Origin of the sequence: Amycolatopsis thailandensis, from assembly GCF_002234405.1 — a bacterium.
Taxonomy (GTDB): Bacteria; Actinomycetota; Actinomycetes; order Mycobacteriales; family Pseudonocardiaceae; genus Amycolatopsis; species Amycolatopsis thailandensis.
Genome location: NZ_NMQT01000033.1, coordinates 1 through 14,309, shown reverse-complemented (window position 1 = coordinate 14,309; position 14,309 = coordinate 1). Strand labels below are relative to the sequence as shown.

At 69.4% G+C, this 14,309-nt stretch carries 14 protein-coding genes; 7 read left to right on the top strand and 7 right to left on the bottom strand.

From position 1 onward, the window contains the following. Nucleotides 1-507: 507 nt before the first annotated feature. Complete coding sequence (locus CFP71_RS10540; RefSeq protein WP_093933657.1) at nucleotides 508-1,143, top strand: YigZ family protein; 636 nt, start codon at nucleotides 508-510, stop codon at nucleotides 1,141-1,143. On the opposite strand, the gene CFP71_RS10535 is transcribed toward CFP71_RS10540, so the two are convergent. The 4 genes from CFP71_RS10535 to CFP71_RS10515 all read right to left on the bottom strand — a co-directional run bounded on the left by CFP71_RS10535 (nucleotide 1,140) and on the right by CFP71_RS10515 (nucleotide 4,164). Beyond that, nucleotides 1,140-1,718: a GNAT family N-acetyltransferase gene (locus CFP71_RS10535; RefSeq protein ID WP_093933656.1), complete on the bottom strand. Its 579-nt coding sequence runs from the start codon at nucleotides 1,716-1,718 to the stop codon at nucleotides 1,140-1,142. The genes CFP71_RS10540 and CFP71_RS10535 overlap by 4 nt on opposite strands. A 41-nt stretch (nucleotides 1,719-1,759) precedes the next feature. Then, nucleotides 1,760-2,029, bottom strand: coding sequence for a hypothetical protein (locus tag CFP71_RS10530; RefSeq protein WP_093933655.1), 270 nt, complete (start codon nucleotides 2,027-2,029; stop codon nucleotides 1,760-1,762). 351 nt (nucleotides 2,030-2,380) lie between these two features. Next, nucleotides 2,381-3,022 carry a response regulator gene (locus CFP71_RS10520; RefSeq protein WP_244199627.1) on the bottom strand — a complete coding sequence of 214 codons (642 nt, stop codon included), beginning with the start codon at nucleotides 3,020-3,022 and terminating at the stop codon, nucleotides 2,381-2,383. Then, the gene (locus CFP71_RS10515; RefSeq protein WP_093933653.1) at nucleotides 2,992-4,164 is read right to left on the bottom strand and encodes a GAF domain-containing sensor histidine kinase; all 1,173 of its coding nucleotides are present in this window, start codon (nucleotides 4,162-4,164) and stop codon (nucleotides 2,992-2,994) included. The genes CFP71_RS10520 and CFP71_RS10515 overlap by 31 nt, the downstream gene beginning before the upstream one ends. Before the next feature lie 96 nt (nucleotides 4,165-4,260). Here CFP71_RS10515 and CFP71_RS10510 point away from each other — a divergent pair, with 96 nt between their 5' ends. Further along, nucleotides 4,261-7,032, top strand: a complete 2,772-nt coding sequence (locus CFP71_RS10510; RefSeq protein ID WP_093933708.1) for an FAD-binding and (Fe-S)-binding domain-containing protein — start codon at nucleotides 4,261-4,263, stop codon at nucleotides 7,030-7,032. A 379-nt stretch (nucleotides 7,033-7,411) separates the two neighbouring features. Here the strand turns inward: CFP71_RS10510 and CFP71_RS10505 are convergent, their stop codons facing one another. Continuing rightward, nucleotides 7,412-8,326, bottom strand: a complete 915-nt coding sequence (locus tag CFP71_RS10505; protein WP_093933652.1) for a phosphotransferase family protein — start codon at nucleotides 8,324-8,326, stop codon at nucleotides 7,412-7,414. Nucleotides 8,327-8,366: 40 nt separating this feature from the next. Continuing rightward, nucleotides 8,367-8,933, bottom strand: a complete 567-nt coding sequence (locus tag CFP71_RS10500) for a TetR/AcrR family transcriptional regulator (protein ID WP_093933651.1) — start codon at nucleotides 8,931-8,933, stop codon at nucleotides 8,367-8,369. Nucleotides 8,934-9,060: 127 nt separating this feature from the next. On the opposite strand from CFP71_RS10500, the gene CFP71_RS10495 reads away from it, so the two are divergent. From CFP71_RS10495 to CFP71_RS44885, 4 genes are all read left to right on the top strand, one after another. After that, nucleotides 9,061-10,251 (top strand): cytochrome P450, encoded by a 1,191-nt coding sequence (locus CFP71_RS10495; RefSeq protein WP_093933650.1) that lies wholly within the window; start codon nucleotides 9,061-9,063, stop codon nucleotides 10,249-10,251. A gap of 2 nt (nucleotides 10,252-10,253) precedes the next feature. Beyond that, nucleotides 10,254-10,469 carry a ferredoxin gene (locus CFP71_RS10490; protein ID WP_093933649.1) on the top strand — a complete coding sequence of 72 codons (216 nt, stop codon included), beginning with the start codon at nucleotides 10,254-10,256 and terminating at the stop codon, nucleotides 10,467-10,469. A 53-nt stretch (nucleotides 10,470-10,522) separates the two neighbouring features. Further along, the gene (locus tag CFP71_RS10485; protein WP_093933648.1) at nucleotides 10,523-11,743 is read left to right on the top strand and encodes a GNAT family N-acetyltransferase; all 1,221 of its coding nucleotides are present in this window, start codon (nucleotides 10,523-10,525) and stop codon (nucleotides 11,741-11,743) included. Nucleotides 11,744-12,017: 274 nt separating this feature from the next. After that, the gene (locus tag CFP71_RS44885; protein WP_244199626.1) at nucleotides 12,018-12,872 is read left to right on the top strand and encodes a nuclear transport factor 2 family protein; all 855 of its coding nucleotides are present in this window, start codon (nucleotides 12,018-12,020) and stop codon (nucleotides 12,870-12,872) included. On the opposite strand, the gene mtnA is transcribed toward CFP71_RS44885, so the two are convergent. Then, a complete protein-coding gene (gene mtnA / locus CFP71_RS10470; protein ID WP_093933647.1) occupies nucleotides 12,844-13,809 on the bottom strand; it encodes an S-methyl-5-thioribose-1-phosphate isomerase in 966 nt (321 codons plus the stop codon). The genes CFP71_RS44885 and mtnA overlap by 29 nt on opposite strands. A gap of 61 nt (nucleotides 13,810-13,870) precedes the next feature. On the opposite strand from mtnA, the gene CFP71_RS10465 reads away from it, so the two are divergent. Continuing rightward, on the top strand, nucleotides 13,871-14,269 hold the full coding sequence (locus tag CFP71_RS10465; protein ID WP_093933707.1) for a RidA family protein: 399 nt from the start codon (nucleotides 13,871-13,873) through the stop codon (nucleotides 14,267-14,269). Nucleotides 14,270-14,309 lie beyond the last annotated feature (40 nt).

The window sequence follows — 14,309 nt, the reverse complement described above, 5'->3', positions numbered from 1 at the left end:
GTTCGGGTGGTTCACCAGGGAACCAGTTAACGAAGTGGTCCGGGACCGCGATGGTCAGTCGAGAGGGAACGATCCCGCCCGCGAAACGGGGGCAGGCTTCGTAGAGCCGCACTGCACTGGGCGGCCGATGCGCTTATCGGTACTGCTGTGCACGTGGGTGTCGTCTGGCCACTGTGGTGGGCGGCCGACGGGTACACGTGTTACTCCCGGGTTCGCCGGTCTTATGACGATAGTGTGAAATCGCTGTTATAGACATACGTCGCTTGGTCGGGGTGGGAAATGCCACGCGGGCGTTGACTTCAAACATCATCTGCCCACTGGCTGGAATGACATGTCCACTGAGTGGGGCATCGGCGTGCTGACCAGCGTAAACGATCGCTCACGTCACCCGGAAGTGTGACCCGGATCGCGCAGTGGAGTGGGTTTCACCGGTCTCGCGGTGACCCGAGGTGACCATCGGATCGCCCGAACGGCAGAGTGGTCCGCCCGGTTTGAGAGGCTGGGCCGATGGCGGATCGTTATCTCACCGTGGCGGGCTCGGGCGTCAACGAGATCGAAATACGGCGCTCGCGCTTCCTCTGTGCCCTCGCCCCGGTCGCCTCGGAACGGGCCGCCAGGGAGGTGATCGCCGCCCGGAAGAAGGCCGATCCGGCGGCCCGGCACCACTGTCACGCGTTCGTGCTGGGCGCCGATGGGCGCACTCAACGGTCCAGTGACGACGGTGAGCCCGCGGGCACGGCGGGCACGCCGATGCTGGAGGTGCTCCGCCGCCGCGAGCTGACCGACACCGTCGCGGTGGTGACCCGGTACTTCGGCGGGGTGCTGCTCGGCGCCGGCGGCCTCATCCGCGCGTACGGGCAGGCCGTCTCGGAAGCCGTCGACGCCATCGGGGTGCGGGAGTACCGGCGGCTGCGGCTGGTGGAGGTCGTCGTCGACTACGACCGGGCCGGACGGCTGGAGAACGACATCCGCTCGTCGCCGTACCTGCTGCACGCGACGCGGTTCGAGGACGTCGCGCACTTCGACGTCGGTCTCGCGCCGGATCAGGGGGACGCCTTCCACGCCTGGCTGGCGGACCTGACCGGCGGGGAGGCTCTCACCGAGGACATCGGCGAAACCTGGCTCCCCACCCCGTGCGTTTAGTCCTCTGAATGCGGGCGGGGGCGGGCACGCCACTCGTCCAGGGTGATGGCGTACTCGACCTCGCCCTCCTCGGTGCCGGGGATCGGGTCGTCGAAGTGCTCGTGGAAGGTCCGGACGTGCCGCATCCCGATCTTCTCCATCACCCGCCGGGAGCCCAGGTTCACCGCCATGGTCGCCGCCCAGATCCGCGTCGCCCCGAATTCGGTGAACCCCTTCTCCAGCAGCGCGAGTGATCCTTCGGTCGCATACCCCTTGCCCCAGGACGACCGGTTCAGCCGGTACCCCAGTTCGGGATCGTCCGTGCGATGACCACGCAACGGACGGAAATGGAACCACCCCAGAAATACTCCGCCGGATTTCTCGATCGCCGCCCAGAACCCGTAACCGGGGAAACGCTCGTAGTAATCGAGAAAGGCGGGAAGGTCACGGTTTTCGATCTCCGCCCGATCGGCGGGTTCGCCCCCGTTGAGATATCGCATGACCTCGGGGTTGTCGTAGAGCGCGAACAGGTCGTCGACGTCGGCGCCGGTGAACTGCCGCAGCAGGAGCCGCTCGGTCTCCAGAAAGACACGCATCCGTGAAGCGTGGCCCCTCGGAGAGCGCCCGGGCAACTCGTTTAAGCGGCCACCCCAGGGCTCGCGAGGCCGCCCAGCGCCATCGACCCGGCCTCGGTGAGCAGGGCGGGAACGCGCTCGCCCCATCGGCCGCCCCTGGCGGGCGCCACCAGGCCCAGGTGGGCGAGGCGATGCGCGGTGTGCTGGTCGCAGCAGGCGAGGCCGTCGACGAACAGGTCCGGCTCGCAGCTGCAGCTGATCTCGGCGTGGCCCTCGGCCACGGCTCTCAGGGTGGCCCGCTCACGATGGTTCAGCTCTGTCCGAACGTCCATGGCGTGCCTCCTTTCTGTTCCGCTGTTGACAGTGAAACCCACAACCCCGACAGTTTCCGTCTTCTCCGGTGCGAAGTCGTGGATTTCGGGCGGACTTAGGGGTGGCGAGTCGCGTATTCCCGGGTACCCACTTAAGGGCTGTCCCCTGGTATTCGGCGCGGAAGCGGTTCCAGCTCGGTCTTGCGCAGACGCCGGAAAATGATCGAACTCCGGAACCCGACGATCTCTTTGCGCTGCGACAAACGATCCACCAGGAATGCGTGGAGCTGTTCGACGACCTGCGCGGCGACGTGGATCAGTAGTTCGCCGCCGAATTACCGCATTCAGAGGACGAAACGCGGGAGGGTGGGGCTAGAGGAGGCCGGCTTCGGAGGCTTTGCCGATGGCTTCGACCCGGTTCCGCGCGCCGAGCTTGTGCAGCGCGGACTGCAAGTAGGTCTTCACCGTGTTCCGCGCCAGCCCGGTCGACTCCGCGATCTCCGGATTCGTCTGCCCCTGCGCCGCGAGTCGTAAAACCTCGTACTCGCGCCGCGTCAGGCCACTGCGGGCCAGCGCGTCGGACCGCTGACCGTCGTCGGGGAAGATGCGCGGGTCGACGACACGCTCACCCTTGAGCACCTGCCGCAACGCCGCCACCAGATCCGTCCCGGCGACGTCCTTGAGCAGGCAGCCGTGCGCCCCGGAGTCCAGCGCGGCCCGTACTCCCTGATGGTCGCCGTGCGCGGTGAACACCACGATCCGCCCGGCCGGGTGCACCCGGCGGAGTTCGGCGACGACCTCGGGCGCGAGCATGTCCGGCAGCCGCAGGTCCAGCAGGATCAACGCCGGTTCCAGCTCACCCGCCCGCCGGATCGCGGACCGGCCGGTCTCGGCCGAGCCGACCACGGTCATCGCCGGGTCGTGGCGCAGCAGCAGGCTCACCCCGTCGCGGACCACCGGATGGTCGTCCACGACGAGCACGGTCACCGGCGGCGGCACGGTTCCGGCACCCAAGCGCGCAGCGTGCAGCCGTCGTCCTCGTCGCGGACCAGGCTGACCCGGCCGCCCAGCCGCGCGGCGCGTTCGGCCAGCGCGCGCAGCCCCATCCCGGTGCCGGGTTCGTCGGCTTCTTCGGCGCGATGACCGGTCCCGTCGTCGGCGACGACCACCTGCACGCCGTCGTCGCTGGGCAGCAGGCTGACCACGACGGACAGCGCGCCGGCGTGTTTCTCGACGTTGAGCAGGCCCTCCCGGACGGCGGCCACGAGCAGGCCGGTCCGTTCGGCGTCCAGTCGCGGCACCGGCGCGAGCTGGACGAACCGCGCCGGAACACCGCAGCGGGCCTGGAACGAGCGGCAGTGCTCGGCCAGTTCCACCGGCAGCGCGCGTTCCGGACTCGACTCCGACAGCGCGAGCAGCGACTCGCGCAGCGCTCGCGACGCCGCCGAAACGTCGCCCTCGAGCCGCCGCAACCGTGATTCGAGCGCCGGGTTGTCGCTGATGTCCTCGTGCAGGTTCCGGACCTGGACGCCGATGGAGAACAGCAGCGCGCCGACCGAATCGTGCAGCGCGCTCTGCATCCGGAGCCGTTCGGCGGACAGGGCCGTCTCACGGTCGGACTCGGCGACTGATGCCAGCTTCAGCGCCCGGGCCGCCTCACCGGCGATGTCTTCGAGGGACTGGACCGCGTCGTCGCCGAAGTCGCGGGGCTCGCGCATGGCGGCGTACGCGACGGCGACGGTCTTGGTCCCGTTGAAGATCGGGACGGCGATCATCGCGGCGAGCCCCTCGCCGCGGACCTGTGCGTCGAACTGGTGGGTGATGCTCGGCGAGCTGACGTAGTCGTTGACCCGGACCGGCCTGCCCAGCGCGAGCACCCGGCCGCCGATGCCCTGGCCGACCGGCACGGCGAGGTCCTGCAGCGCGTCCGTGCGCAGGCCCGACAGCCAGCGGATCACCGCCTGTTCGGGCGCGGTCAGCTCGGCGACGAAGCCGGAATGCGTGCCGATCGACTCGCGGATCAGCCGCGCCGTGCCGTTGAGCGCCGCCACCCTGTCGAGGGTCGCGAGCAGCTCTTCGCGCTCGCGAAGAAGCCCGCCGAGCACCGCGTTGTGCTCGGCGGCGAGGTCTTCGGCGACGTGCCGTCTCGGCGTCACGCGCTCACGATCGCATACCGGAGCGGCTTTCGGACATACCCGGCTGGAGAGGGTCCGGCTGTGCGTCCGGGCCCCCGGTTGTCTTGAATGGACTCCGTGGAGATCCTGGCGGACGCCGCGACACTGGCGCTGTACACGACCGATGCCTCCAACTACCGGCACGTGCCGAAGGGCGTGGTGCTGCCGCGGAGCGTCGACGAGGTCATCGCGGCCGTCGCCGCCTGCCGCGAGGCCGGGCTGCCGGTGATCGCCCGCGGCGGCGGCACCAGCGTCGCGGGCAACTCGTGCGGCCCCGGCGTCGTGATCGACACGTCACGGCATCTCGGCGGCGTCCTCGGCCTCGATCCCGAAGCGCGGACGGCCAGGGTCGAGCCCGGAACCGTCCTCGACCACCTCCAGGCGCTCGCCGCGCCGCACGGGCTCCGGTTCGGGCCTGATCCGTCGACGCATTCGCGCTGCACGATCGGCGGGATGATCGGCAACAACGCCTGCGGATCGCATTCGGTCGCCTACGGCCGCACCGTCGACGTCGTCCGCGAGCTGGACGTGCTGCTCTACGACGGCACCCGGCTGACCGTCGGCCCCGCCTCACCGTCCGAAGTGGACGCACGGGCGGCCAGGCCCGGCACCGAAGGGCGCGTCTTCTCCGAACTCCGCGCGCTCGTGCGGGACAACCTGGCGTTGCTGCGCACCGAACTGTCCTCCTTCGGCAGGCGCGTGTCCGGGTACGGGCTGGAACACCTGTTGCCGGAGAACGGTTTCGACGTCGCCAAGGCCCTGGTCGGTAGCGAGGGCACCTGCGTCACCGTGCTGGGGGCGACGGTTTCGCTGGCCGAGGTGCCGAAACGCAAGGTGCTCGCGGTGCTCGGGTTCGAGTCCGACATCGCCGCGGCCGACGCCGTCCCGGCGATCCTGCCGTGGTCGCCGCTGACCGTCGAGGGGGTCGACGCGCACCTCGTCGCGCTGCTGGAGCCGGGCCGCGCCGAGGGGCTCCCGCCGGGCGGTGCCTGGCTGTTCGTCGAGATGGAAGATCCTGACCGGGCGCGCGGCCTGATCGACGGCCTGCGCGGCGCGCTGACCGGATCCGCGCTGCTCGACGACGCGGCCGCGCAGAAGCGGCTGTGGCGGATCCGGGAGGAAGGCGCCGGCCTCGCGACCCGGCTGGCCGGGGGAGAGGAAGCCTGGCCAGGCTGGGAGGACGCGGCCGTCCCGCCCGCGCGTTTGGGCGCCTACCTGCGGGAGTTCAAGCAGCTCATGCGCGAGCACGGCCGCAAAAGCGTGGTGTACGGCCATTACGGCGAAGGCTGCCTGCATCTGCGGCTGGACTTCGATCTGCTTACCCCGCAAGGGATCGCCGGGTTCCGTTCGTTCCTCGAAGAGGCGGCCGACCTGGTCGCCGCGCACGGCGGCTCGCTGTCCGGAGAACACGGCGACGGCCAGGCCCGCTCGGAACTGCTCTCCCGGATGTACAGTCCCGAGATGATCGCGCTTTTCGCGCGATTCAAGGGGATCTTCGATCCGGCGGGCAAGATGAACCCCGGCATCCTGGTGAATCCGCGGCCGGTCGACGCCGATCTCCGGGTGCGCCGCGCGCCGATCGAGCTCGAAGACGTCACCGCGCTCGCGTACCCGGAGGATCAGGGGAGCTTCGGACAGGCGATGCGGCGCTGCGTCGGGGTCGGGAAATGCCGCAACACCACCGGCGCGGGCGTGATGTGCCCGAGCTACCGCGCCACGCGCGAGGAGAAGCATTCGACGCGGGGTCGCGCTCATCTGCTCGCCGAGATGGTGAACGGCGAACTGATCACCGACGGCTGGCGTTCGGAAGAGGTCGCCGAAGCGCTGGATCTCTGCCTGTCGTGCAAAGGCTGCCTGTCCGACTGCCCGGTCGACGTCGACATGGCGACCTACAAGGCGGAATTCCTGCACCAGCACCACAAGGGGCGGCTGCGCCCGGCGTCGCACTACTCGATGGGCTGGCTCCCGGTGTGGCTGCGCGCGGCCTCGCTCGCGCCGCGGCCGGCGAACACCATGTCGCGCCGGTTCTCCGGTCTGCTGAAGAAGTTCGGCGGGATCGCGCCGGAACGGGACCTGCCGACGTTCGCTCCGGCGCCGTTCACGCGGCGCCGCGCGGATCTCAAACGCTGGGCGACCGGCCCGCGACGGGTGGTGCTGTGGCCGGATTCGTTCAACAACTACCTCACCCCGGACGTCCTCGACGCCGCGGCCGAGGTGCTCACCGCGGCGGGCTACGACGTCGTCCTGCCCGATCGAGGCGTGTGCTGCGGCCTCACCTGGGTGTCCACCGGACAGCTGGATGTGGCGAAGAACGTGTTGCGCCGCACGCTTTCCGTCCTCGAACCGTACTTGCGGGCGGGATATCAGGTGGCCGGGCTGGAGCCGAGTTGCACGGCGCTGTTCCGCGGTGACCTGGCGGCCCTCCTGCCCGGTGACCCGGTGGCCGAACTACTCGCCGAGCGCACCCGCACCTTCGCCGAACTCGTCGAGGACTCGCCGCTGGAATTCCGGTCGCTGGACGTCGAAACGCTGAGTCAGGTGCACTGTCACCAGCACGCCGTGCTCGGCTTCGACGCCGACGAGGCCGCGATGCGCGCCGCGGGTGTCCACAATTCCACAATGGATTCCGGTTGCTGTGGATTGGCGGGAAACTTCGGCTTCGAACGCGGGCACTACGACGTCTCCGTCGCCTGCGCCGAAGACCGCATGCTGCCCGCGATCCGCGCCGCGGCCGACGGCACCGAAGTGGTCGCGGACGGCTTCAGCTGCCGGACGCAGATCGAGCAGCTCGACGGGCGGCGGGCCGTGCATCTGGCGGAGTTGCTGCGGCGCGCGCTGCCGCCCTCGTGAATGGCGATGCGGCGTGTCCCAGGTACCTGCGGTCGAGCGGTTTCGCGTGACCGATGGGACGACACCCGTGATCAGACGGACGACACGCGTGATTGGACGGACGACACTCGGAGACAGGTGAGTCCGACCGCGTGTCGTCCATCTGGCCACGCGTGTCGTCCGTCTGAGCACACGTGCCGTCCACGCTGTCCGGCGCGCCTGGTGTTGTGAAAGCCACTTTCGCAACGTTGAAGGTTGCGAAAGTGGCTTTCACAACCTCCGGGGCTCCACCCGTCCGCAACGACCGCGAGACCTGGGGTGAAGGGGACTTTCCGCGCGTGAGATGAAGGGAAAGTCCCCTTCACCCCGCTGGCCACCCACGGGAGCAACAAGGGGCAGTTCACCACCAGGCGCGCGCGAGGGCGTCCGGCGTAGCTTCCTCCGGCGCCGGAAGAACCTTGAGGTACCACGTGAAATTGCTGTAGACGTGCAAAAACGCGTACGCCAGACAGCGCCGGGAGAACTCCTCGTCCGGTTCGGAGCCGTACCCGGCGAGCAGGCGCCGCAGGAAGTCCTTGTCCCCGCCGGAAACGAACAGGCCGACGGCGACGAAGTCGTATTCGGCCGCGCCCCGCATCGCCGGTTCGAAGTCGAAGAGCCCGGTCAGCCGCGGCCGTTCACCGTCGTGGGTGACCATGAGGTGGTCGCGCATGAACTCGGTGTGCAGCGGGACGACGGGCGGGCTGCCCAGGTCGACGGAGTCGAGGAACGCCGGGATCCGCGCGATCCAGCTTTCGTCGAGCCCGGTCCGCCGGTGATGCTCGACGACGTTCGCGCGCTGTTCGGCGACGAAGGTGGCCCAGTCCGGCGGATCGAGGACGTCGAGACGCGGGTTTCGCAGCGAGTGCAGGGCGGCCAGTGCCTCGCCGAGCTCGGGAGCGAGCCGGTTCCGGTCCTCTGCGGACAGTTTCGGCCAGGCGTCCTTCAGCGTTTCGCCGCGCAGGCGCTCCATGAGCACGTAGCCCCAGCCGTCCCGTTCGCCGACGCCGTGCACGGCGGGGGTCGGGATCGGCAGCTTCCCGTGCAGGACCTCGAGCATCGTCCGCTCGGTGGGGAGTTCGTCGAGATGCACCGGCGGGAACAGCTTGAGCACCAGATCGTCACCGACGGCGTACACCGGCAGCGAGCCCTCGGTGAACGGGACGACCTCGCCGAGACCGAGCGACCCAATTAGCGACGTCACCGCCGGAAGCAGGTCTTGCCTGGTCAGCGCGTCGAACTCGGCTTCGGTGCCGGCGGGCGGGAACGAGATCACGCACCGACCGTAGAACAGCGGGCCGGAGACGGCGACGCGATTACCCGCTGCGCTCCAGCAGCGTCCGCGCCGCGCCGAGCACGAGACGGCAGACGTCTTCGGGATCCGCGCTGGCCAGCGGTTCCTTGCCGGTGATCTCGCGGACCAGGCCGATCCCGAGCAACCAGGCGAGGATGAGGTCGGCCCGCAGGTCCGCGTCGTCGGCGTCGGTCAGCGTGGCGAGCACCTTCGCGTACTCCTCGCCGAGCTGCCGCCGGACCGCGGCCGCCGCGCTGTCGTGCCCCGTCGAACGCAGGTAGGCGTCGAGCGTGCGATCACGGCCGGTGTCGGACTCCAGCATGCTGCGCAACGCCGTTCCGAGCAGTTCGCCCGGTGGGGTGGTGGCGATCTGCTCGCGTCCGCCGCGCGCCAGGACCTCCTCGAAGAGCGCGTCCTTCGAACCGAAGTAGCGGAACAGCAGTGCCTGGTTGGCTCCGGCGAGCTTCGCGATGTCCCGCACCGTCGTCCGGTCGAAGCCGCGTTCGGCGAACAGCGCGGCCGCCGCGTCGAGCAAGGCCGCCTTGGTCGCGGCCGCGTCGCGCCTGCGGGCCTGCGGTTCTTCCGTCATCGAGCCTCCCCGGGTCCGCACAGGCTAGCGGGGCGTCGCACGGTAGGCGCATTGACGCTCACCGTGATCGTGGCTAGCGTTGTAAGCAGTTGCTTACAAACCGCCGAGCCGGGGGGTTTCCGGACAAATGACCACCACCGACACCGAATTCGTCGCTTATCCCTTCAATCAAGACACGGGTCTCGAACTCGACGCGGCCTACGCCACCGCCCGCGAGACCAAGGGCATGCTCCGCGTCCGGCTCCCGCACGGTGAACCGGCCTGGCTCGCCGTGCGGTACGCCGACGCGCGCCTCGTGCTGGGCGACCGGAGGTTCTCCCGCGCCATGGCCGTGGACAAGGACGAGCCTCGGATGGCGCCGGGCAGGCGGCCCGGCGGGATCCTGAGCATGGATCCGCCCGATCACACCCGGCTGCGCACGCTGGTCGCGAAGGCGTTCACCATGCGCCGCGTCGAAACGCTGCGGCCGCGGGTCGCCGAGCTGGCGGCGGGTCTGATCGAGGACATGAAGGCCAAGGGGCAGCCCGCCGACCTGGTCGAGGACTACGCGCTGCCGATCCCGGTCGCGGTGATCTGCGAACTGCTCGGTGTCCCCGTCGAGGACCGGCCGAAGTTCCGCGTGTGGAGCGACGCCGCGCTGTCGACCAGCCCGCTGACCACCGAAGAGATGATGGCCAACCAGGACGAGCTGCGGGCGTACATGCACGTGCTCGTCGAGCAGCACCGCGCCGAGCCGCAGGACGACCTGATGACCGCGCTGATCGAAGCGCGCGACGTCCACGACAAGCTGAGCGAGCTGGAACTGGTCGACATGTGCATCGGCATCCTGGTCGCCGGGCACGAGACCACCGCCAGCCAGATCCCCAACTTCGTCTACGCCCTGCTCGAACAGCCGGAGCAGCTCGCCCGCCTGCGCGCGGACCTGGACCTGATCCCGGCCGCGGTCGAGGAGTTGCTGCGCTTCGTCCCGCTGGGTGCCGGAGCCGGGTTCGCCCGCTACGCCACCGAAGACGTCCAAGTGGGTGACGTGCTGGTGAAGGAGGGCGAGCCGGTGATGGTCGCGATCGGTGCCGCCAACCGGGACGCGCTCCAGTTCACCTCGGCGGAAACCCTCGAATTCGGCCGGGAAGCCAACCCTCATCTCGGCTTCGGGCACGGCGTGCACCACTGCCTCGGTGCCCCGCTGGCCCGGCTGGAACTGCAAGAGGCCTTGCGCGCTTTGCTGCGAGATCTTCCCGGATTGCGCCTCGGCGGCGATATCGTGTGGAAGACGCAGATGCTGGTGCGGGGGCCCCGCTCCATGCCGATCGGATGGTGAGCATGAGCTGGAAAGTCGAGGTCGATGGCAACACGTGCATCGGCTCGGGGATGTGCGCCGCGTTGATGCCGGAGGTCTTCGAACTCGAAGGCGCGACGGCGACGGTGGTCGAGGGGGAGGTGAACCCGGACGAGATGGTGCTGGACGCGGCGGACTCCTGCCCCGCCATGGCCATCGAGGTGCTGGAAAACGGTGCGGTGATCGGGCCGCGGCCCTGATCGTCGCCCTTTAATGCGTGGCGGTCGTCGGTGAAACGGCGTAGGACGGCTGGGTGAGCGATGACAGCTTGGCCATCCGAACCCTGACCACCGACGACCTGCCCGCGTTCTCCTCCGTGCTCGTGAGGGCGTTCCTCTCGGACAACGCGGAAGGCCTGCAATACCGCGAAGGGCTGGTGTTCGAGCCTGAGCGTTCGCACGGTGTCTTCGACGGAGACGAACTCATCGGATCGGGTGAACTGCTCACCCGCAAGATCACCGTTCCCGGTGCCGGGCAGACGCCGATCGCCGCGGTGACTTCGATCGGTGTCGCCCCGGGCCACCGCAGGCGGGGCGTGCTCACCCGGATCATGCGGGCGCAGTTGCACGGCCTGCACGAGGACGGCGGTGAAGCGATCGCCGCGCTGTGGGCGTCCGAATCGGTCATCTACCCCCGCTTCGGCTACGGCCTCGGGGCGCAGTTCTACCGCGCCAAGCTCCGGTCGAAGGCCGCGTTCCGGCCGGGTGTCGAACTCGAAACCGAACGGGTACGGGAAGTCGCGCGGGCGGAGGCGATCCCGCTGATCAAGGCGATCTACGAGAAAGAGGCGCCGCTGCGGGTCGGCGCGCTCGACCGGCCCGAGTCGGCATGGGAGTTCAACCTCGACGACCGGGAGGTCCGGCACAAGGGCTCGACGGAGATGAAGTTCGCCGTGCTGTCGGACGGCTACGCGATCTACCGCGTGAAGAGCGATTGGGACGAGGAAGGGCCGCGCGGAACGCTGACGCTGCACGAACTCGTCGCGACCACACCGCGGGCGTACGCGACTTTGTACCGCTTCCTGCTCGACTACGACCTGATCGGCACGATCGAGCTGAACGCCGCCCTCGACGAACCGCTCATCCACATCCTCGCCGATCCCCGCAAGATGAGCCGGTCCGGTGGCGACTCGCTGTGGGTGCGGCTCGTCGACGTCGACCGCGCCCTGGTCACCCGCCGCTACAACGCGCCGGTGGACCTGGTGTTCGGCGTACACGACGACTTCTGCCCGTGGAACACCGGGAACTGGCGGCTCACCACCGACGGCGACGGGAACGCCGAGGTGACGCGGGTGGAGGACGCCCCGGATCTCGACCTGGACGTGATCGACCTCGGCGCGATCTTCCTCGGCGGCACCCGGCCGAGCACGCTGGCCGCGGCCGGCCGGATCAAGGAGCGGACGGCCGGCGCGGTTTCGCGGGCGACAGCGGCCTTCGCGACCGATCGCGAGCCGTCCTGCCTGGAATCCTTCTAGGCGCTGTCCTGTAAGTCCGTTCGATGGGCTTCGTGATCCAGGTGGTCTCTGGCGGTGCGGGCGATTCAGCCTCGTACCGGGTTGTACTCGGCTGGATCGCCCGTGCCGTCAGAGGCCGCCTGGGCGCGAAGACCGCGGACGGACTTACGGGACAGCGCCTAGCACCTCATTACCTCGCGGGTAATCGACTTCGCACGGCATGCCTTGTCAAGGTGAACGAGTGCGAAAGATCAAGAGAGCCCTTGGTGCGGCGGCGATTCTGCTCGGAGTGACGATGACGGGAAACGGCACGGCGGTGGCGGACGAAGGCTGCTCGATCCTGGGGCGGCTGGGCGACCGGGTCGAGGGCACGGTTTCGCCGTCCGCCTGCGCCTTCATCACGAAGCAGACGGAATTCGGGGCGATGCGCTCGGACACTCCCGAAGCGCGGGAAGCCCGGGTTCGGCTGTACGGCAGCATTTTCACCGCCGACGGGACACTGGCAGAATCGGGCAGCGCCGCGCCGATCGAAGGCAGAGCGAACATCGAGAACAACCTGCGGACCCTGCTGGGAGCTTTCCCGACGTTCCGGTTCACCCCGGTGAAGATCGTGGTGAACGGGGACGCCGTCTTCTACGAGGCGGCCAACGAAGCGGTGATCGACGGCCGGACGGTGCGCTATCCGGCCGTCTACCGGGTGGTGCTCAAGGACGGCGAGGTCACCCAGGGGCGGCGCTACCACGATCGGACGGAATGGTTCCGCCCCATCGAAAAGGACGCGCTCCGTGAACTGTTCGCCGGCGTCGCCGACGACTGCCCCAGGAAAGGACCGGCGTTCATCGGGCCGGGGCTGACCACGCCGGTGACGGACCCGGTGTGCCACCTCGCTTATCTCGGCAGGCTGTCGGGCGCGATGTCCGACGTCCGGCTGGTGCCCGATCAGGCGGCGGCCGGTCCGCGCACGAAGTTCCAGGAGTACCGCGGAACCGTGCGGGCGAAAGGGCGGACGATCGACTTCGGGCTGATCGTGGGCACCGAACCCGGGCTGGTCCGCTACTACTTCGACACGTTGCCGCTGAACTACGACGACGTGGAGACGAACGCCTTGTTCACCAAGCTGCTCACGGGCGCAGCACGCCCTGCTCGGTGACCACCGCGGTGATCAGCTCGTGCGGCGTGACGTCGAAGGCGGGGTTGAACACCTCCGCGCCTTCGGGTGCGACCGGTATGCCGCCGAAGCTCAGGACCTCGCCGGGATCGCGTTCCTCGATCACGATCCCGGCGCCGTCCGGCATCGCTGTGTCCACAGTGGACGAAGGGGCGACGACCACGAACGGGATCCCGTGGTGCTTCGCCGCGATCGCCAGGCCGTAGGTGCCGATCTTGTTGGCGACGTCGGTGTTGGCGGCGATCCGGTCGGCGCCGACGAGCACGCAGTCGACCAGGCCGCGGCTCATCGCGGCGGCGGCCGCGCCGTCGGGCTGGATCCGGTACGGGACCCCGGCTTCGGCCAGTTCCCACGCGGTCAGGCGGGCGCCCTGCAACAGCGGCCGGGTCTCGTCGACCAGCACGGATTCGACCAGGCCGCGGGTCTGCAGATGCCAGACGACGCCGAGCGCGCTGCCCCAGGCGACCGTCGCGAGGTGGCCGGCGTTGCAGTGGCTGAGCAGCCGCAACGGCCTCTGCCCGCAGTGCGCGAGCACCACTTCGGCCGCCAGCCGCGACGCCTCGTGGTTGATCCGCTCGTCTTCGTCGAGGATCGCCAGCGCTTCGGCGAGGACGGCTTCCGGCCCCTCCGGGAGCCTCGCGAGCGCACGGGAGACGCCCCAGCTCAGGTTGACCGCCGTCGGCCGCGCCTGGGCGACACGCCGTGCCTCGGCCTCGACGTCACCTTTCGCGCGGGTCGCGAGCACCACGCCGAGCGCGCCCGCCGCGCCGAGCGCCGGTGCCCCGCGGACCGCGAGCCGCTGGATGGCGCCGACGAGGTCGCCGACGGTGCGCAGTTCGAGCACGCGGTATTCGGCGGGTAGCACGGTCTGGTCGATGATCGTGACCGCGTCGCCGGTCCAGTCGATCGTCCTGCGCATGGCGAGGTTCCCCCGGAAATCCAGTTGGCCGGCCGGAGCCGGTTCGATGAGGATGCGGATCGTGACCATTCAACGCCACCATCCGCCCGGTCTGCACCCCACGCCCACCTACCACCACGTGACCATCGTCGAAGGACGACGGGACATCCACCTCGCGGGCCAGTGCCCGCTCGCCGAAGACGGCAAGGTCGTCGAAGGCGACGTGCTCGCGCAGGTCGACCAGGTCGTCGCGAACACCGCCGCCGCGCTCGCCTTCGCCAAGGCGACCCCGGCCGACGTCGTGCGCACCGTGATCTACGTGGTGACGCCGGACGCCGAGGTGCTTTCGGCCGTGTGGGACCGGTTCGTCGAGTCGGGGATCGGGGAGGCCTTCACGACCGCGAGCACCCTGCTCGGCGTCGCGCAGCTCGGCTACCCCGGGCAGCTCGTCGAACTCGACGTCACCGCCGCCACGGCCTGACCGTTCCCGCCGCTGTCGTATGTGATGTCCGTGAAGGCCT